We start from the raw sequence: 19816 nt of genomic DNA, 5'->3' as shown, positions 1-19816 counted from the left end.
ATCAGTTTCGGACGGTTCCGTCGCCAGACCGGACAAAACGGAATCAAATCCAGCATCGTCGGGAATGTCTTCTATTTCGGGAATTGACGATAGAACATCGGCGACCGTGGTATCGTGTTCTTCTACCGCGGGTCTCATACCGGCCAAGCCGGTAAGTACATCGGCAGTATCATCGGCTTCGGAAAACTCATCCGCATTCGACAGGGAGGCAAGGGTTTCAGCGACGGAAGTATCATTGTCTTCGACGTCAGAAGGTTCGGTCGCCAATCCTGCCAGAACCGCGGCAGATTCATTTTGGGCTTCAGGTTCATTAATTTCGGGCAGCGAGGACAGCACATCGGCTACGGATGTATCTTGTTTTCCTTCGATCGGGGCAGATGCCACGAGGTTTCCCAATACCTCGACGGTATCGTCTTCCTCTACCTTCTCTTCAACCGCGGCCAGAGATGACAAGGCATCAGAGGCCGATGTGTCCACCTCCTCTTTTTCGGGTGCGGCGTCGGCCAGATTGGCAAGTACATCGGAAGAGCTGTCTTCCTCAGGTATGTCTTCCGTGTTTGGCAAGGACGAAAGAGCGTCGGCAACAGAAGTGTCTTCGGGGACATCCGGCCTGCCGATTGTTTTGAGACCCTCAAGGGCCTGCGTTTGCTGATCTTCCTCGGGCGCTTCCGAGGGCTCGGACGAGCGCAAGGACTCCAATGCGGATTCTTGCAACGCGGAAGACGTATCACTGGATGCCAGTGAGGCCAGCAATGTCGGGTTGGCAAGGATTTTCTCGATCAGGGTTTCGGCCCCGGTCTTGCCATCCATATAGGCCATCAGGTTCGAGAGTTGCGTTCGAGCCTCAAGCAACCCTTTCAAAGGTTCAATTCTGGCCGCAATTTCCGCTGGCGAGAAATCAGCCATCTTCTCGAAAGTCAGGTCAACCGAAAGATCACCTTCTCCGGTCACGCTATTGGGAACCGTAAACGCGACGCGGGGGGCCATCGCTTTCATCCGTTCATCGAAATTGTCGACATCAATCTCCAGGAAATTCCGATCTGATACCGATGGCGGCTCGATCCGTGATTTCCCGCTCAGGTCGCTCATAACCCCCATGACGAACGGCAATTGGACCTTCTTGGAGGACCCATACAGTTCGACGTCATATTCGATCTGAACCCTGGGCGCCCTATTACGGGCAATGAACTTCTGAGAACTGTCAGCCATCCGAGCGACCTTTAAGTTCTGCGACTTCTCGCCTTAATGCACGAAGCTCTTCGTGCATTGCCAGGACGTGCTCATCCACAAGGTCTGTTTCGCTGCGCACGAGTTCGCGTATCTGTTCAAACTCGGCCTCGGCTTCCGCCTCCACCGCAGACTGCATTGTGTTTACCAGAAGACCGATGAACAGATTTAAGACGGAAAAAGCCGTAATGACGATGAACGGGACGAAAAAGGCCCAGGCAAACGGGAACTCCTCCATGACCGGGCGGACAATGCCCATGGACCAGCTTTCCAGGGTCATGATTTGGAAAAGCGAGTAAAGAGACCGGCCCAGTGTCCCGAACCATTCTTCGAAAACTCCACCATACATCAACGTTGCCATTACCCCGAAGACATAGAAAACGATGGAAATCATGACGATGACAGCGCCCATACCGGGCAAAGCATCCAGCAATGCCTGCACCACGGCGCGCATTTGTGGAATTACTGATAGCAAACGAAGGGACCGGATCACCCGAAGCCCCCGCAGCGCGGAGAGGCCGGATCTATCGGGCAGCAGGCCCAGACTGACTACGACCAGATCAAACACGTTCCAGGCGTTGTTGAAGAACCGGAAGCCGTAGGCATAGAACTTAGTCAGAAGCTCAATCACAAAAATAGTCAGGACAATCCTGTCGATGACCTTCAGCAGGTCACCGATTTGGCTCATCACTGCATGCGACGTACTCAATCCCAAAGTAACCGCATTGAAAATAATCACGGCCAGAATGGCGTTGGTGACCGACGGCCGCTCGATGAATTCGCGCGCGCGGTCCCGAAGAGTCAGTTCGGATTGGAGCTGATTTTCCATATGTCTGTCTCCTTCCGGTGATCGCGACAAAGTTTCAGGCGCTACCGGTCACCAGCGCATCAGGCTACTGCCGAAGCAACATTGTCGACGAGATCTTTTACATCCCTGATCGCGTCAAAGATGCCTTTTCCTTCTTCCATGATCGTCAGTTTTTCCAGATCCTTGATTTTCTGAATCGTAGTACGATCATCGATTTCCAGGCCATTGCCCATCATCATCTGCTGAATTTCGTCAAGGAACGCCTGTCGCTCGGCCAGCTTCTTGTTCATCGCAGTACCCTGTCGCTTCAATTCCATGCATTTGGCACCGATCTTAACGCCTTCCTTGAGCGTCTTCTGCTCTTTCATCTTTTTCATCAGCTTGTCGGCAGCAGAACCAAGCTTTTCTGACTTCTCCAGTGTCTTGGCCGTGTGATTGCGATATGCGACCCGTGCCTTTTCAACATCGCTGATCAGGCTTTTGACCTTCTTTACCGCAAAGTCCAAAATACTTCTTCCGATGGATTGAATGTCCCTGCCCTTGGTGATTTCCTCGCCTGCCTTTTGTGCGCCCGACAAGGTTTCCTTGATAGCGTTCATTGGATTCGAAAAGTCCTTGGCCATGACGTCGTGCAGGCCCTGTCGTTCCAGCGCCTGCTGAACCGAAGATTCCCGCAGCTTGAGAAATGTCGCCAGCCCCTGTTGCAGATCTCTACGAAGTTTTGCCTCGTTCTTGAGCTGCTGATTTATTTCCACTCCCAGTTTGGCCACTTCGACAATTAGGGTCTTGTACGAAGTCACATCCGCCCCAGCCGTCGCCACCAGCTTGGCAACCGCTCCCGAAATTTTGATCACGCCCAAGGTGGTTTTCACCGTGGTCTTGATCCGGGTTTCCTTGAGCAGCCCCTTGAGATGTTTGTCCTTCTTGACCTCCGCTGCGACGGCCTTTTGCGCCGCGGGTTCCGCGCCCGCCAAAGCATTCCTGATGCTTAAGTTGGTCTCGCGGATCATTTCTTCGGCTAGCTTAAGGTTCGTTTTCGACGGTTGTTGCATCAACCCGTCGATTTTCTTGTCCAGCCGGACTGCTTCCTCCTTGATAACCTTTTCGTATTCCAGCATCACCTCTTCGGCGACGTCCTTGTACCGGTTCATCGACGTGCTGGGCACTTCGGAGGGCTTTTTGATCTTGTTGGTTCGGGTAATTTCAATCACGACATCGGCGCGGTACACCGGGATTTCGATATGATTCAGCTTCGGTTTGTTCCGAACCAGATCAACTATCGGCAGTTTCGCAGTCGTGACAGTTGATTTGGACATTCATTTCATCTCCCTGTAGCCATCTTATCCGAATGGAATCTTGCGCCCGCGTTTTCCGTCGGAGCGCGCCATTCCAACTTAGTCAAACCGATAGGTGAACTCGCCGTCAGTGAGATCGATCACAACACTGGCGACTTCCTTTCCTTCCATCATCCGTCGCAAGAATTCGATGGAAATGTCGGGCAGCATGGTGTTGGTCACGATCGCATCAATCATTCGTCCGCCGCTGTCGAGTTCCTGACATCGGTTGACGATCTCTTCGACGACCGCAGCGGTGTATTCAAAGGGCACACCATGTGCCTCCTGCACCCGTTTCTTGATCCGACCCAGTTGCAACTTGGTTATCTCGCCCAACATGTCCGGACTCAGCGGATAGTATGGGATCGTCACCAGACGACCCAGAAGCGCCGGTGGGAACACTTTCAACATTGGATCGCGCAGCGCCTTTGCCATGCCTTCCGGGTCGGGCATCAGATCGGGATCGGCGCACATATCCATGATCATTTCGGTTCCGACGTTCGATGTCAGGAGAATGAGTGTGTTCTTGAAATCGATCAGGCGGCCTTCGCCATCCTCCATCACACCCTTGTCGAAAACCTGAAAAAAGATCTCATGCACATCTGGATGCGCCTTTTCGACCTCATCAAGCAGCACAACCGAATAGGGTTTGCGCCGAACGGCCTCGGTGAGCACTCCTCCTTCGCCATAACCGACATAACCGGGAGGCGCGCCTTTCAGGGAACTGACGGTATGCGCTTCCTGATACTCGCTCATGTTTATGGTGATAACATTCTGTTCACCACCATACAAAACTTCGGCCAACGCAAGCGCGGTTTCGGTTTTGCCAACGCCACTGGTTCCGGCCAGCATAAAAACACCAATCGGTTTGTTGGGATTGTCGAGTCCGGCACGACTGGTCTGGATACGCTTGGCTATCATCTTCATCGCATGATCCTGGCCGATCACCCGCTGCGCCAACCGCTCTTCCAGGTTCAGGATCGTGTCAATCTCGTCCTTGACCATCCGGCCGACGGGAATACCTGTCCAATCACCCACGACGCTTGCAACAGCCTGATGATCCACAATCGGCAGGATCAATGGAATGCCGCCTTGTACTTCTTCCAGTTCCTTGTTCTTCGCCTTCAGTTCCGCCAGCAACCTGGTGCGGTCTTCTTCGCTCAAGGGACTTTCCACGCCCTCCCCTTCAGCAATCGGAGCGTCAACGGGCGCACCACCCTCACGCAACTTGGCTCGCAGATCAAGGATTTCCTCGACAACCTTTTTTTCACTCTCCCAGCGTTTCGTGAGTTCTGCCAGGCGCGACTGTTCGGCTTCTTTGGCAACCTTTACAGCAGCACGACGGTCAGCCACCTCGTACCCGGCTGTCTCGTCCCGTTCGATGATCTCCAATTCTGTTGTCAGCGCTTCGATCCGGCGTTGGCTATCGTCGACCTCGGCCGGGACAGCGTGCTGAGACACGGCAACCCGTGCGCAGGCGGTGTCCAGCAAGCTCACCGACTTGTCCGGCAATTGCCGCGCAGGGATGTAGCGGGCGGACAAGGTCACTGCCGCTTCTATCCCTTCGTCCAGAACCTGAACGCGATGGTGCTTTTCGAGCATCGAGGTGATGCCTCGCATCATTAGCACCGCCTTTGGTATGTCGGGTTCTTCCACATGAATAACCTGAAACCGACGGGTCAGTGCCGGGTCTTTTTCGATATATTTCTTGTACTCGGCCCAGGTGGTCGCGCCGATTGTGCGCAAAGTGCCCCGCGCCAGCGCCGGTTTCAGCAGGTTCGCAGCGTCACCCGTTCCCGCGGCCCCTCCCGCTCCTACCAGTGTGTGCGTTTCATCCACGAACATTACGATGGGTGTGGGGCTGGCCTGTACTTCATCGATCACTTGCCGCAAACGGTTTTCGAATTCGCCTTTCATGCTGGCCCCGGCCTGCAACAAGCCGACATCAAGAACAAGCAACCGCACATCCTTGAGTGCGGGCGGGACATCGCCGCGCGCGATCCTCAGCGCAAAACCCTCGACCACAGCGGTTTTGCCCACACCGGCCTCACCGGTCAGGATCGGGTTGTTCTGACGCCGCCGCATTAGCACATCGACAATCTGTCGGATTTCCTCGTCGCGGCCGACGATCGGATCGATCTCTCCATTGCGGGCCTGCTCGGTAAGGTCGGTGCAAAACTGTTCCAGCGCCTCGCCCTTACCCAACGCACCGGGTGTCATCGCGCCACTGGCCTCGCCGGGCTCCGCCCCGCCACCGACGTGACTGCCGTCCTGCGCGCCCAATCCCACCTCGGGGGAGCCATCCGTCGCCGACTTGAAGTTGTCAGCCAAATCGTCTGGACCAATCTTACCCATTTCCGGCGACATCGACTTCAGAATATTGCGCAGAGCGGGCGTCTTAAGCATCCCCAAAAACAGATAGCCCGTACGAACCTTGCTGTCGGAATAGAGTAGTGATCCCCATACCCAGCCGCGTTCCATTGCGTCCATCAAGTGGTCCGAGAGATCCGAAATCGATGATGCCCCACGCGGCAACGTATCCAGTGACCTGGTCAATTCAGAGGCAATTTTACCCGGATCAAGATTGTAGTGCTGAATGATCCGATGGATATCACTATCCTGAGTATTCAAAATCTGATGCAACCAATGCTGAACTTCGACATAAGGATTGCCCCGCATCTTGCAGAATACGGTAGCCCCCTCGATCGCCTGATACCCCAGCTTGTTCAGTTTCCCGAAAAGCGCTACTCGGCTAATTTCTGTCATTTCGAGTTCCCTCCATGCCGTTCTGCATGATTATGCATCTTTGAAATTCGGATAGAGGACCAGATCCTCGGCATCCGGTTTTGCTTCTTCTGTCTCGTCGCGCGTGCGCAACCAGCTGGTGTGCCCAAGCCGGGTCGAACCGCGTAGTGACGCACGTGGAATTTCATCCCCTGCCAACACCAGATTGACATCCCAATCCAGCGTGTCTCCGACATAGGTCCTTACAATGGCCTGAAGACGTTTTTGCGAGATCCCGCCAGGCAGCAAGCGCTGATAGTCTTCGTAGGACAAAGGGCCCAATTTAATGCGAAACTTGGACGCTCTCGACCAGACGCGGTTTCCGATACTGGTCGATTGCCCCAACCCGGCAGCCGCACCCAAGCGCCACGTGTCATCCGGCTCCAACTCAAGCCACGACCCAACGAATTGCTGCACGGAAACGGGAACATGAAAGAAGGCCGATAGGATAGAAACCAGACCCTCTACCGTTTTCGTACCTGACGCAAGGTGCCCCGCAAAGTACCGCCGCGCATGGTCAGGCATTGCATCCCGATCTTGCATCCTGGCACCCTTGAAGCCGGCAAGTGCCGCAACTCGTTGCTCGAACGGGTCTTTGGCCCGGTCAAAATTAGGGGCTGGCTGCCCACTGGTCCAAGCTCGGTACACCAGACTCATAAGCCGATGTGTCAGCATATCCGCAAATGCAGTCAGAGTCGGATCACGATGATTTCGCAGCCGATCCCGAGCAAATTCGGTCAGATGCAGAGGCAGAGGACCATGGGGCCCAAAGAACCCGAACCAAAGGTTGCCCAACTGGGCAGGCGTTTCGTCCTTTCCTGGAGTAAAGCGGGTCACAGTGGTTGGGGCAAAAGCCAGGCTTGCATCCTGCCCTAAACGTACTTTGTCCTCGCTTGGGCGGCGGGATTCACCAAGGCGCGGCGCCTCCATGTAGTGAGCTTCTATGATCCGCAATGCCTGAAAAACGTGATGTTTTTCAGGGTCAGCAGCCAGTCGGCTCAGATGATCCGGCCTAGGCCGGTCGCCGGTCTCCATCTGGCAATCTCTCCCCGTCGTTCCGTCTTTAGCACCGTTTCGGTGAAGCTGTTTATCGTTGTGTATTTTCGGAAAAACCTCTCGAGCACAGCGCCAAGAACATAGACGCTTGTGCCTTCAAAGAAGTCGTCATCGAACGTGATGGTGATCTCCAACCCACGAACCGCCGTCGACAAAACCTCGTCGCTCATTCTGCGCACAATCGGTCGGCTGGCCACGGAAAGGATGCCCTCCAGTTGCTTTTCGATAACGCGGTCACCAAGCGGTGCATAAATTCCAAGCAACTCACGCAATGCGCCTACGCCGCTTTCGCCCTCTCCAGCAATTGACAGATAGTTCAGGCTCAGGTGACTGATCAGTTTCCAGGCGGCATCCCCCTGAGCCAAAGTTGCATGTGGTCGTGTCGGTGTGACCGGTGTTCGAATGGCCTTGATGGGTCCTCCTTCAGGAAGTTGAAAGACGCCTCCGTCACCGTTGCTCAGCAGCATAGGCAAATCCCGGTTCGAACAGATGGCTTCGATAGCCAACTGATTGAGATCCGGGGAATAAGGCGCCTGCATGCGATCCACGAGGCTCAGATAAACTTCGGACCCTAGATATGTCGTCCTTACTCCACGCAATCGTTCTTTTTCGTTCCTCTGGCGCATCCTGCGCGTAATGGTGTAATAAGCGCTATGGCTGTCACCGGCCGCCGTCAGATCAGTAGCGGAATAGAAAGGCCGAAAATCAAGGTCGCCCTGGTCGTCACTGCGAATGCCTCGTACAGCTTCGATCGATATGACTTCATAGTCCAAACCGGCAGTTCGACTAGGAACAACATGGAATTCGGTGTCCTTCGATGTCACTTGGATTCGGTCGCAACGTCGGCGGAACAAGTTTATTGCGGGTACTGCATTCAACGTAAACGCCGAGGGTTTGACGGCCGGCGCGACGTCACTCATTCCTTCCCCAAGAAGGACATAAACGTCGACATCACTGCTTTCCGACTGTTTCAGCGCGGGCTGCAGTCCTTTGAGTTCGACAAACAAAAACCGTTCAGGCATTGCAAAATATTCCTGCAACAAACGATAGCCGTCGAAAGAGCGGCGAGGAGTGGGGAGCAACGCTTCGTCCCGCTCAAATCCGCGGGGTTCCACCTCTCCGCCCGACAACCGCAACGTCCAGTCGGCGCGGCGGTTGGTGGATCTGCCTGTCAATCCCTCGCACTGAGTGCACAACAGTTCATGAAGGCGCCAAGCCTGACCGCTTTGCTTGTTCAGGTGCAGCACCAGGGAATCCATCGTCAACTCGGAAATCGGTTTGTTATCCGTCCGCTTGAACCTTAATCGGATCGCTGCACGGGCGTTTGCGTTTTGCGTAACACCGGCTGCAACGAGTTCGCCACGACCGTCTATATATTCCGCTTCTGTGATTTCAATTGGCCACAAGGTCAACTTGGATGCGGTTCGAAACTCGCAGGGCGTCTGCTCGCCCTCCATCAATCGGCTGCGGATAGCCGAACCGCGCGGCAAAGTGAAACCTTCCATCAGCGCCGCGTTGTCCACATCTGGTACGAACTCTGCCACCATCATGGATGGAGTCGGGGCCAAATAGTGGGGATATACAATTTCCAGAAGATTACTGGTGAAAACCGGGAACTGCAGGTCCAGCGCCAACTGAACCCGAGCGGCAAGAAACGCACTGCCCTCCAAAAGCCGCTCGACATAAGGATCGAGAACCTCCAATCCTTCCATGCCCAGTCTGGCTGCAATCTTTGGATAGGCCTCGGCAAATTCCGCGCCCATCTCGCGCAGGAAAGCCAACTCGTTCTCGTAGTGTTTGAGAAGCCGTGTGTCCATTTCCTAGCTCCGCTCGATGGCGACCTCGCCTGTGGTCACGTCGACCTTGCTGCGTAGATACAATTCCAAGGGCATTGGTTGGGCCCACATCACTGCCCGGATGTCGAATTCGACGAACATTTCTCCTGCCCGGGCTTCGGATCGCAACTCCACTGAAACTGTGCCCTTGGCAATCCTGGGTTCAAAGACCTCTATCGCCGACTGGATGTGCTTTTTTATTTCACGGGCTTGCTCCAGCGTCGAAAATCGGCCGGTGGCTTCGCGGACACCAAAGTTCAACACGGATTTTGACGCGTTGGGATAGGTTTTGGGATCTATCAGATCCGAATGATCGCTAGTGTTCAGCAATACAGACAGATCGCGCTGGATAATTTCACGGAGCCGAATGATGTCAATCACACGTGCGTCACGGCTTTCCTTCAGGTTTCCCGGCTCATCGTCGGTCAGCCGATCCAACAGCGATGGTTGAAGTCGCTCGGCAAGGGTCTTGTCAGCCATCGGCGACCGTTTCTTCGCCATCAGCCTCCAGCGTGAGCGCGCGCATATCCAAAAGCGCGATGTCGGAATTATTTGTCGTTAGCTGTCTCTGGCCAAGTCCGACAAACGTATCTGCCCCGGCATCTTCCCACTTCGTGGCTCGACCCAGTTTCAACGCATCGTTGCCGCGCTGATGTGTCCCTGGATAGCGCGTTGGAATCAGTGCGGCTACTTCGCCGCCATTTGCCAATGTCACAACGGCTGCTGTCCAGACTGCATCACGAAGATCAGTCGGTGCTTCGATGTCTATTTGTCTTATCTGCGCAAAAGGTAGCCAGAAATACCGTCCGTTAACAATAGCTTCGAGGACTGGCCCCAATCGCATGTCCGCGTCTGCAATCCAATCAAAATGGTCTCCGTCGACCATACCCTTGGTTGTCGGGGCAGCATCAAAGGCGAGCGCGCGCAGCGATGCAGCCTTATCGGTCTCGCCTTGCGCCAAAAGTTTCTGTGCCTCTATCAGCAAGGCCAGCCATTCCTGGGGTTCGCCAAATATCAGAGGGTCTTTTTCACCGGCGAAAACCTTCTCGCGATAGACCTCACAGATTATCGCTTCACGATAGGTTTTTGCCATCATCGTGGCGCCTTCGTCCATTTCAGCGCTAAGTTTCAACTGGGTGATCGCGCGTTTCCAATCCCCCAGAACGCACAGCAGCTGAAACAGAAATACGCGCAGTTTGGCATCCGCCGGATTGGCGCGAACCTTGTCCTGCAACGCAGCCAGCGTCCCAGCAAGATCACCTGATTTCAGATATTCTTCCGGCGTCATCAAACCAACTCCAACAACCAAATTTCACCGCGATCCGGGTTCGGTTGCCCAAAGACACCCGAACCCTTCTGCGTGCCTGATCAGCTGTAATCGCCGGTTTCGAGGTTCCATTTGAAGGTTTCTTTCTTGTCTTTCAAAATCTTGCCAGACTCGAAATCAGACGGGTAGTAGTCAAAGGCGATTCCGCGATATGCCAATGTCCAGTTTTCCTCTGGAATCTGCTCTTCGCCGCCGCTCACGGAATAGCTGTCGATAATGGCGTGACGCAAAGTCCAAATAAGATAGGGTTCCATACCTTTTGCAACATCGTCACCCGCACGACACATATGAATGACAACTTCGGATGTCACTTTGCCGCTTGCAGTGTACTGTGCGATCTTGGCTGAGGCGACGCTTAGTTCGGTGGTCAAAGTGACTTTGCCGAAATTGGCATTGGCATAACCACGTTGGGTGGTGCCGAGATCGGTCATGTCGAGGGTACGTTCAGCGCTCCATTCAATGGATTTTACCGGAATCCATTTGCCATCCTTGTGTTTCAATTCACGAGCTTCGCCGGGAATGCCGTCAATTTTGATAAATACGTTTTCCATTTTTTATCCTTCCTGAGGAGAGTTAACAGCAGCACGGCCGAGCCGTGCTGCGGAAAGGCATGTTCAGCGTCTACTACGCGCCCTTTTCAGACGGGAGTTTCGAGACCAGCCGCAACGAAACTGACAGGCCTTCGAGTTGATAGTGCGGTCTCAGGAAAAACTTGGACGTATAGTAACCGGGGTTTCCTTCGACCTCTTCAACAACAACTTCAGCCGCCGACAAGGGTTTACGCGCTTTCTCGGCTTCGGACGATATCTCAGAGTTGGTATCAACATATTCGTTGATCCATTCCTGCAGCCAGTCCTGCATATCATTGCGGCTTTTGAACGATCCGACTTTGTCCCGAACCATGCATTTGAGGTAGTGTGCAAAACGGCAAGTCGCGAACAGGTAAGGCAAACGCGCCGCCAAATTCGCGTTCGCGGTCGCGTCCGGATCGTTGTATTCCGCCGGCTTGTGCAAGGATTGCGCACCGATAAAGGCCGCCAGATCCGAGTTCTTGCGATGAATAAGTGGCATCATACCGTTTTTAGCAAGTTCTGCCTCGCGCCGGTCCCCGATGGCTATTTCGGTGGGGCATTTCTGATCCACGCCGCCGTCGTCGGTCGCAAAGGTGTGTGACGGGAGATTTTCCAATGCCCCGCCACTTTCGATGCCGCGAATACGCGAACACCAGCCATATTGCTTGAATGAACGGTTGATATTCACGGCCATACCGTAAGCCGCATTCACCCAGCTGTACTTGTTGCTGTCTGCGCCTTCGGTGTCTTCCTCAAAGGCGAACTCCTCGACCGGTTCAGTCTTGGACCCATAGGGCAAACGACCAAGGAATCGTGGCATTGCAAGGCCGATGTATTTGGAATCCTCGCTTTCGCGCAGAGACCGCCAGGCAGCATACTCCGGCGTCTGAAAAATCTTGGTCAGATCGCGCGGGTTGGCAAGTTCGGACCAACTGTCCATCTGGAACAGAGTTGGTTTGGCGCCGGTGATCAACGGCGCGTGTGCTGCCGCTGCGACCTTGGCCATCTCGCCCAGCAATTCAATATCCTGCGGACTGTGGTCAAAGTGATAGTCAGCCACCAACGTGCCATATGGCTCGCCACCAAATTGGCCGAATTCCTCTTCGTAGAGCTTCTTGAAGATCGGAGATTGATCCCACGCAGTCCCTTTGAACTTGCGCAGAGTCTTGTGCATGTCCTTCTTGGAGATGTTCATGACCCGAATTTTCAACTGCTCATCAGTCTCGGTGTTGTTGACGAGATAATGCAGCCCGCGCCACGCGCTTTCCATTTGCTGGAAGTCTTCGTGGTGCAGGATCAGGTTGACCTGTTCGGTCAATTTTTTGTCGATCTCCGCGACAATGCTTTCGATAGAGCGCAACGCGTCATCCGAAATCAGCGCTGTGTTCGCCAAGGCCTGTTCCGCCAGTGTCTTGACAGCAGACTCGACGGCGGTTTTCGCTTGATCGGACTTGGGCCGGAATTCCTTTTGCAGCAACGCTTCAAATTCGGACGATCCGAATGCGGTTTGACCTTCAGCTTGTTGGACTTGGGCTTCTTCTTCGGCCATTTTTATTCCTCCTCGCTCGCTTCACCGCCCGGCTTTGGTTGTGCTGCCAGTGTTTTCAGCAATGCCGGGTCTTGAATGATTTTTGAGATCAAGTCTTCAGCCCCCGTCTTGCCGTCCATATACGTCATCAGGTTCGATAGCTGGGTTCGGGCTTCAAGCAACTCGCGCAGTGGCTCTACCTTGCGGGCAATAGCCGCCGGACTGAAATCGTCCATGGATTCGAACGTGATATCGACAGCCATGTTGCCTTCGCCGGTCAACGTATTTGGAACCGTGAACGCGGCGCGCGGCGCCATCGACTTCATCCTGTCATCAAAGTTGTCGACATCGATTTCCAAAAACTTCCGATCTGCAACCGGAGGCTGCTCAACTTCGGACTTACCTGCCAGGTCGCTCATTACGCCCATCACAAAGGGCAACTGAACCTTCTTCTGGGCTCCGTAAAGTTCCACATCGTATTCAATTTGAACTCTCGGCGCCCTGTTTCGCGCTATGAATTTTTGCGAACTGTCGGCCATCTGTTGCTCCTCAATCCTTTTTCAGTTCTGTTGTACCGCGTGCGGTGATCGGTGCAGGCAGTTAATAAGAGTCGTAATCGTCTTTGGGTTTGATCCCACCGATCCGACGAACTTCATCCAAACCTTCTTTCGCCATATCTTCGATTATTGTCAAAAAATCGGCATTGACGAGACGTTTGGCCCGTTCCAGCAAAACTGGGATCGGGCTCGAAGGCTCACACCGGGCATAGTAATCCATGATCCGATCCAGCATCATGGTAACATCACGGGCCGAATTAATTGCGCCGCCGCCAACAGCCGGTGCTCCACCCGTCGGCGCAGAAGGCATTTCCACAGGCTGTCCTTCATCCGCAGTTTCCGACGCCGTAGCAGACCCGGAACCACCATGCTGTGACAACGCTCGCTGTACCTGCTTTACGGAATTAATTAGCGGTTCGAGATCAGGGCCTTCGCCCGGTGTTTGCTCGTTGAAAACCGCATCAATGGCTTGCAAATGTTCCAGCGCCGTTTTGACCGCTTCGGAGTTGGCATTCAGAACAATTTCATCTGTGTCCTTGAACGCGGCCAACACCGCATTCATGTCCGGTACATTGTCCATGTCGGCGGGTGCGTTAATTGTACCATCAGCAACATCAACATGGCGCAGCGTTAGGCGACCGAACATACGGCTGTCGGTCAGTGGGCACCGCCGCAAGGCGCGGATTACTCGATCTGAAGACGCAAGACCTTGCACCGCATTGATCCGCATGGTTGCGTCACCATCGTCTTCGTCCAATTCGGGATGACAAGAATCCCAATAGTCTTCAAGTAGGCTGCGGATATATCCCAGAGACGACGCAAAGTCGGGCAAACCGGATGAGTTCAGTACGGCTTCAACCAGAAAGACCGCCGCACGGATCTCGTGGCTTTGCTCCATAACCTCAAGGGCTTTAGTCCGGACGTCGGTCCAATCCTGTTCTTCCGCAGCTACAACCTCGGTACCCATCTGGCGTTCTTCGCCTGGCTGGGCCGCCAGTTCCAAATCCGTGAAGATGGCCTCGTATTCAAGATTTTCGCCACTCGGCGGGTTTGCATCGCGCGGTTCTAGGTAGGCTGCCAGATCCATTCATTCCTCAGGGCTTTTTTCATTTTTTCAATGTTGTCTCATACATAGCGGCACCCCCTAAGGCCCAACCAGCCGAAGAAAACGCCAATACGAAATCAACAAATACGTTTCAAGATCGATATTCCCAGCTCCTGTCTTGACCCACAGTCAGCCTTATTGTCTCTTCAAAGTCAAATTCATATTGCGCGTGAGGCGGTTTCCAATGGGAGTAGAACCGGTTACCGGAGCTGAATTGCGGCAGATGGTGGGTATTGCCCGAAAGCAACCATTGGCGTTCGCATTCTGCATCGACTCCAAAAACGATGATTGCCTTTTCATTGATCGGCGCAAGCCACCATCGACACTGGGAAAAGAGGCTAAAAAGCAAGGCGGCTTTACCAAAGTTGCGTTCGGTGTTCTGACTGCTGACGCAAACATGATCACACTCGCGTGCGACATGCCGCTTCCCAATTTAGCCAAAAGAGTTCGCAAATACCTGAAAAACAACAGCGTTTCCGCAAAAGTCACCGCGACGGACGCGAGTGGAACCATCCTCGAAGAAGAGAGCGACGTCGGTGAAATCCAGGCCGGCGCAAAGCATCTTGCCCCAAACCACGAGGAGACCGCGCCAACGCCTGACACCCGTTCGACGTCTGAACAGTCAGATCAAGCATCTGACAGACCAGCCAGACAAAAAGCATCAAAGCACTTGCGCGACTTGGTCTTGCGCGCCGCCCGCATTGGACCCGAAGCACAGCAACTCGCCGCGACCGAAGCCAAAACAATTTCGGAAAAAATCAAAGCTGGCGACATGACCTTTGTTTCCCAGTCGATTGTAAATCTGGCTCAGCGTATCGCCGATATGTCGCGTGATATAGATGCCCCTTCTCCGGATGTCGCACAACCAGGCCCGAATGCGCTGAACAGGGCACGACAAGACTGGATAGCTGCCCGCAAGGCAACGGCAAAGGACGTGCACGCCTTGATCGTCGCAATCAATGCTGCGACCAAGGACGAATACCGATTTCGAAATGCTGCTTCTCAAATCGTACGAAAGCTGCAGCCGCTAACGCAGATGGATACAACCCTGGAAACGGTTTTGGGCGAGTTAGCTACGGCCGATTCAGCTGCCAAACGCCGTCGGCTGGCTGTCACCGCAAGAGCACACGCGCAAAAACATCTGAAAGTCGTCAACTCTGAGTTTTTCAAGACAATAGATTCCAACGGGTTTGTCGAAACCAGCATCAGATCGACGGTTACAACTACACTGCGGAAAGTGAACGACGCCCTGAAACACATAACGTGAGCAAGGTAAAGCGGAGGTGAACATGAAGATTTCAAAACTGGCGCTGGCCGCACTCGGTGTTTTTCTTGCCACTATACCTGGCGTCAGCACCGCGGAGGAGAAGCTAACTGTTGAATTGAACAAATTCGAAGCCATCGAAACTGGTGGTTGCCGCGCCTTTTTCCTGTTTCGAAATCACACAGGCAACAGCTATGAGCAATTTGAAATGTCTTTGGCTATTCTCGACGGCAGCGGGGTCATCGACCGCTTACTTTCTGTCGACGCTGCCCCACTACCAATCCAACGGACAGTCCTCAAACTTTTCGAAATTCCCGAGATTGATTGCGGCAATATTTCCGAAGTTTTGCTGCACGATCTGTCAGCTTGCAAACCGCAAAATTCAGAACCGACAGACTGTTTCCCAATTCTGGAACTGAACAGCAAAACCTCTGCAATCTTGGCGAAGTGATCATGGATGGGTTTGAAAATCTTGGTCCCGGAGGGCCAATCATCGCGCTTTTGGCGGTTCTGTCGGTTTTCTCGCTGGCCCTGATTGTCGTTAAGGCGATCCGCTTGTGGCCCGTTACCTCTGGCGGCCCGATGCGTGATGCTGCTTTGGCACATTGGGCGAAAGGCGATAAGTCTCAGGCGCAACTCCAGGTCTCTGCTGGCAAGGCACCCGCTGATCGCGTCTGCGCTTATGCCATGCAAGCCTTGGCCGAAGGATTCAAAGGACCCGCATTGTTGGCAGAACTGACCCGGCGGGGGAACGAGGAGTTCGCTTCCATGAACAGCATGATTCGTGCGCTTGAACTCATCGCGATGATCAGTCCCTTGTTGGGGCTATTGGGGACGGTCACCGGCATGATCCAGTCTTTCCAGGAACTCGAACTGGCGCAGGGATCGGCAAACGCAGCGGTCTTGGCCGGTGGTATCTGGCAAGCGTTGCTGACGACTGCCGCAGGCCTATTGGTCGCCATTCCCGCTGCTGTAGGCGCGACGCTGTTAAACGCGCGCGCAGAACGTGGTGCGCAGGCTATCGAGAACTCGGTTGGTCGATTGATGGTTATCGAAGAACGCGGCGATGACTGAGGATAGGCAACGATGGCAGCCGAGGTGATCCTGAAACGTCCACTGCACCAGAAGGCGCTGATTTCTCTGGTTCCGATGATCGATGTGATGTTGATCTTGTTGGTCTTCTTCATGGTTACGTCGACATATCTGAACCTCGACATGATCCCCGCGCTTTCGCGGACGGACCAGAGTGAAGAGGCATCGCCACCCACCGCAGAACAGGGGGGCACCTTGTTGATCCGACTAGGCGCGGACGGGGTTCCAGTGATCCGTGGTCGTGAACTTGAGTTTACAGAATTGGGCGGAATAATACGAACGCGGACGGCGCAAAATCCCCGTTTGAGCGTCATTGTTCTTCCGACCGGAGGCGCCAATATGCAAGCTCTGGTTTCGCTGATGGACACCCTAACAAGCGCAGGCGCTACCAAGGTAAGGATAATCCGGCTGGAGACCCGATCATGAGGATCACCCGCCCTGCCCCGCGCCCTCAGCCGGAAACGATCATCGCATTGATAGACGTGGTGTTCTTTTTGTTGGTGTTTTTCATGCTCATCGGGCGGATGGATGCAACCGCGCCATTCGACGTATCACCTCCCGAAGCCCGAACCGGCGCGGACATGCCAGCGGGCGGGACGACGATATCTGTAAGCACAACGGGATCGTTGGCTCTGGACGGGGTGGCCTCTGATGCCGAACAAATCTTTGCTTTTTTGAAAAAGGAAATTCGAGAAACACCGGATACTCTCGTGCGCATCAATGCACATAAGGACGTCGAACTACGAAATGTTCTGCCCCTGATCACCAGACTGGAACAGCTTGGAGTGCGTGATCAGGTTTTGGTGGTCACGCCACCGCCGGTCACTCCATGATCGGCGAGCCTGCTATCTGGGGTCTCGGATTGGTGGGGTCAGTCGCCCTGCACGCCGTATGCGGGGGAATTCTGTTATGGTCGTTTGAACCGAAAGTGGTTTACGAACAATCGATGCCGGAGACCAAGATGCATCTGTCAACCTACCAGGTTGAGCGGTCTGACGCAGCCGAGGCCGTCCCTGAAAGGCAAACAGCAGCAACATCGAATACTACCGGTCGGCGCATCGGCCAAGGCACCATTCCGCAAACCCGGGGAAAAAGCCTTGCCCCCGATTTTGAGGCATTACAGCCTGTGCCGAAACGTGGCCAAAAGGCCACTCAAGCCAGTGTCCGGCCTACTGTAGGGCAGTCGGAGATCATCGACGCAACACAAATATCGGCGGCTGTTCCCAAAGCAACGACGCTTGTTGCTGGGGATGCTTCCGACATCGGCGATATGGTTCAAACCCGGCCACCGTCCAGCAACGCGATTTCACTCGATCAGCCTCTGCCGGTATCGGCGAAAATCGAAAAACCACAAACAACCACGCTTTCTACCGCACCGCTTCCGGAAACGGTTATGGTTGCCGCACTGGCATTTTCAGGTAGTGGAGACGCAACCGTTGACCCTGTATCAATCGCGGCGTTCCAAAGTTTTGTCGACCCAAGCAACGCCGGAAGCGCCTCGACCGAGTTGCGTGACGGAATCTCGGGCGTTCTGTCCCAAGTGCCCTGTTCGCGGATACAGGTGCAATTTCACCCTGAAAACAACACATTGGAAGTTGTCGGCCATGTGCCGGAATACAATATGCAAGCACCGATAATAGCTGCCTTGCAAGCCCAGATGGGTCAAAGCATTTCTGTAACCGACAACTTGTTGATCCTGCCACGTCCGCAATGCGGGGCCTTGTCAGGCATAGGTGATGTCGGCCTGCCTCAGTCAACGGATCAGATAACCAATCCGCTGATTGTTGGCCCAGATGCCCACGCCCGAGAATTCAACTATTCCGAAGGCCAGCAACTGGTTCTGGATCTAACTGCGCCGGATTACGACGCCTATGTTTATGTCGATTATTTTGATGCTGATGGAATGGTCATTCATCTCAGCCCAAACGAAAACGTTGATTTGGTCAAATCTCCGGCGAAATCGGACCTGAAGATCGGGGCGGAAAAACTCGGGGATCCAGGATTGTTTATCACCATAGGACCACCGTTCGGACAGGAGATCGCGGCGGCCTTCGCCACGTCCGAACCACTTTATGATGGCATTCGACCTTTAGGCGAACCCGCCGAAGACTATCTGGAATGGCTGAAGGAGCGAGTTTCCGCTCTTCGGGCGGAGAATTCGGACTTCAAGGGAGAGTGGGTGTACTTCTTTATTGCCACGTCGCCAAATTGATTAAACTGCCTTGATACCAATAAGTTTTCGCGCCTCTTGCGTCGACGCTATTTCGCGACCGGCCTCTCGGGCCAAACGTGCGAGTTCTTCGATTAGTGCTCCGTTTGATGCGGCCTTGTCTCCGGAAGGCAAATAAAACGTGTCTTCGAGACCGGTGCGTAAATGCCCGCCAAGCTCTGCGGCTTTACGGTGCAAAGGCCAGATTTCGGAGCGACCGATCGCGGTTACTTGCCATCTGGAATTGTTAGGAGCCAAATCTGCAAGGATCGGCAGAAGATCTACCCGTGCAGGTTGTCCCGACGCGACACCCATAACAAAGTTCAGGTGAGCAGTGCCCGAAAACATTCCGGCCTGGCGGTACATTCCCACGCTACGAACAATTCCGGTATCAAAGCACTCGAACTCCGGGATCGCTTCGGCAGCTTGGATCGCAGTCAGAAAATCCTGAACTTTCTGGACCGGATTGTCGAACAGCATTGGTGGCCAAGCCCAAGACCCATCTTTTCGGGCCTTCAGATAGTTCAGCGACCCTGCATTGCAGGCGGCAATTTCCGGTTTGGTCGCCTTGATGACGTCCAAGACCCCCCGATAGTCGCAACCCACAACTCCAGTGGTATGATTGATGATGATGCTTGGGCAGGAATCTCTGATAGCTGCCTGAATCTCTCGCGAAAGATCAATGTCCCAGCTTGGAAGATGACCTTTGCCTTCACCCTGTTGCCGTAAGTGGATGTGAACAATGGCGGCTCCGGCCTCGTAGGCTCTGCGAGCTTCTTCTGCCATTTCTTGCGGAGTGACCGGTACGTTGTGCTGCAGAGGATCAGTCAGCACACCGTTCAGAGCACAGCAGATTATTGCTTTTCCCATATTCACACTTACCGCTAGTCTTTTGAATTGGCCGCATGACGAACCCGAAACACCAACTTTTTTGGTATCCTGAATGCGAACCGTCAAGGTCGCCATGTCGCGAGCAGATATCCACCCAATACCCAATTCTGGACGTTCATTACTCTCCAATGATCCATCATAACTTTTTATTATCGCAACGATTGATAAATGCAACTTATGTTGATGGTATTCGTCTGCTAGCCTTTTCTATGAAACGCGCGGCCCAA

At 54.0% G+C, this 19816-nt stretch carries 18 protein-coding genes and 1 pseudogene; 6 read left to right on the top strand and 13 right to left on the bottom strand.

Annotated elements, in window-relative coordinates:
- Nucleotides 1-732 precede the first annotated feature (732 nt).
- The 12 genes and pseudogenes from tssB (AC2FNB_RS06750) to tssA all read right to left on the bottom strand — a co-directional run.
- Nucleotides 733-1209, bottom strand: a pseudogene (gene tssB, locus AC2FNB_RS06750) (type VI secretion system contractile sheath small subunit); the annotation flags it as partial.
- Complete coding sequence (locus AC2FNB_RS06745) at nt 1202-2056, bottom strand: ion transporter (RefSeq protein WP_496745260.1); 855 nt, start codon at nt 2054-2056, stop codon at nt 1202-1204. The pseudogene tssB (AC2FNB_RS06750) and the gene AC2FNB_RS06745, both read right to left, overlap by 8 nt.
- Before the next feature lie 59 nt (nt 2057-2115).
- Nucleotides 2116-3351, bottom strand: coding sequence for a hypothetical protein (locus AC2FNB_RS06740; protein WP_480750802.1), 1236 nt, complete (start codon nt 3349-3351; stop codon nt 2116-2118).
- Between the two features lie 78 nt (nt 3352-3429).
- A complete protein-coding gene (tssH, locus tag AC2FNB_RS06735) occupies nt 3430-6135 on the bottom strand; it encodes a type VI secretion system ATPase TssH (protein ID WP_480750803.1) in 2706 nt (901 codons plus the stop codon).
- Nucleotides 6136-6165: 30 nt separating this feature from the next.
- The gene (gene tssG, locus AC2FNB_RS06730) at nt 6166-7188 is read right to left on the bottom strand and encodes a type VI secretion system baseplate subunit TssG (protein WP_496745258.1); all 1023 of its coding nucleotides are present in this window, start codon (nt 7186-7188) and stop codon (nt 6166-6168) included.
- Nucleotides 7152-9026 carry a type VI secretion system baseplate subunit TssF gene (tssF, locus tag AC2FNB_RS06725; RefSeq protein WP_496745257.1) on the bottom strand — a complete coding sequence of 625 codons (1875 nt, stop codon included), beginning with the start codon at nt 9024-9026 and terminating at the stop codon, nt 7152-7154. Before tssF ends, tssG begins: the two co-directional genes overlap by 37 nt.
- A 3-nt stretch (nt 9027-9029) precedes the next feature.
- Complete coding sequence (gene tssE / locus AC2FNB_RS06720) at nt 9030-9524, bottom strand: type VI secretion system baseplate subunit TssE (RefSeq protein ID WP_480750806.1); 495 nt, start codon at nt 9522-9524, stop codon at nt 9030-9032.
- Nucleotides 9517-10332, bottom strand: a complete 816-nt coding sequence (locus AC2FNB_RS06715; protein ID WP_496745255.1) for a type VI secretion system accessory protein TagJ — start codon at nt 10330-10332, stop codon at nt 9517-9519. Before AC2FNB_RS06715 ends, tssE begins: the two co-directional genes overlap by 8 nt.
- A gap of 80 nt (nt 10333-10412) precedes the next feature.
- On the bottom strand, nt 10413-10922 hold the full coding sequence (locus AC2FNB_RS06710; RefSeq protein ID WP_480750808.1) for an Hcp family type VI secretion system effector: 510 nt from the start codon (nt 10920-10922) through the stop codon (nt 10413-10415).
- Nucleotides 10923-10995: 73 nt separating this feature from the next.
- Entirely contained in the window at nt 10996-12492 is a 1497-nt protein-coding gene (gene tssC / locus AC2FNB_RS06705) for a type VI secretion system contractile sheath large subunit (protein ID WP_480750809.1), read from the bottom strand.
- Between the two features lie 2 nt (nt 12493-12494).
- Nucleotides 12495-13010, bottom strand: a complete 516-nt coding sequence (tssB, locus tag AC2FNB_RS06700) for a type VI secretion system contractile sheath small subunit (RefSeq protein WP_480607686.1) — start codon at nt 13008-13010, stop codon at nt 12495-12497.
- Nucleotides 13011-13071: 61 nt separating this feature from the next.
- Nucleotides 13072-14115: a type VI secretion system protein TssA gene (gene tssA / locus AC2FNB_RS06695; RefSeq protein WP_496745253.1), complete on the bottom strand. Its 1044-nt coding sequence runs from the start codon at nt 14113-14115 to the stop codon at nt 13072-13074.
- A 202-nt stretch (nt 14116-14317) separates the two neighbouring features.
- Between tssA and AC2FNB_RS06690 the strand changes: the two genes are divergently transcribed.
- Genes AC2FNB_RS06690 through AC2FNB_RS06665 form a run of 6 tightly spaced genes read left to right on the top strand, consistent with a single transcriptional unit; the run spans nt 14318 to nt 18701 of the window.
- Nucleotides 14318-15400 carry a hypothetical protein gene (locus tag AC2FNB_RS06690; protein WP_496745251.1) on the top strand — a complete coding sequence of 361 codons (1083 nt, stop codon included), beginning with the start codon at nt 14318-14320 and terminating at the stop codon, nt 15398-15400.
- Nucleotides 15401-15422: 22 nt separating this feature from the next.
- The gene (locus AC2FNB_RS06685) at nt 15423-15848 is read left to right on the top strand and encodes a hypothetical protein (RefSeq protein ID WP_480750812.1); all 426 of its coding nucleotides are present in this window, start codon (nt 15423-15425) and stop codon (nt 15846-15848) included.
- A 2-nt stretch (nt 15849-15850) separates the two neighbouring features.
- Nucleotides 15851-16471, top strand: a complete 621-nt coding sequence (locus AC2FNB_RS06680; RefSeq protein ID WP_496745249.1) for a MotA/TolQ/ExbB proton channel family protein — start codon at nt 15851-15853, stop codon at nt 16469-16471.
- A 12-nt stretch (nt 16472-16483) separates the two neighbouring features.
- Entirely contained in the window at nt 16484-16915 is a 432-nt protein-coding gene (locus AC2FNB_RS06675; RefSeq protein WP_480750814.1) for an ExbD/TolR family protein, read from the top strand.
- Nucleotides 16912-17322: an ExbD/TolR family protein gene (locus AC2FNB_RS06670; RefSeq protein ID WP_480750815.1), complete on the top strand. Its 411-nt coding sequence runs from the start codon at nt 16912-16914 to the stop codon at nt 17320-17322. Before AC2FNB_RS06675 ends, AC2FNB_RS06670 begins: the two co-directional genes overlap by 4 nt.
- A complete protein-coding gene (locus tag AC2FNB_RS06665) occupies nt 17319-18701 on the top strand; it encodes a DUF4384 domain-containing protein (RefSeq protein WP_496745247.1) in 1383 nt (460 codons plus the stop codon). The genes AC2FNB_RS06670 and AC2FNB_RS06665 overlap by 4 nt, the downstream gene beginning before the upstream one ends.
- Here AC2FNB_RS06665 and AC2FNB_RS06660 read toward each other — a convergent pair whose 3' ends face one another.
- Nucleotides 18702-19664 carry a beta-keto acid cleavage family enzyme gene (locus AC2FNB_RS06660; protein WP_496745245.1) on the bottom strand — a complete coding sequence of 321 codons (963 nt, stop codon included), beginning with the start codon at nt 19662-19664 and terminating at the stop codon, nt 18702-18704.
- Nucleotides 19665-19816: the final 152 nt, after the last annotated feature.

This window comes from Ruegeria sp. BHSB058 (genome assembly GCF_059613285.1).
The sequence above is the reverse complement of the archived record's forward strand: the minus strand, read 5'-3'. Positions and strand labels throughout refer to the sequence as shown.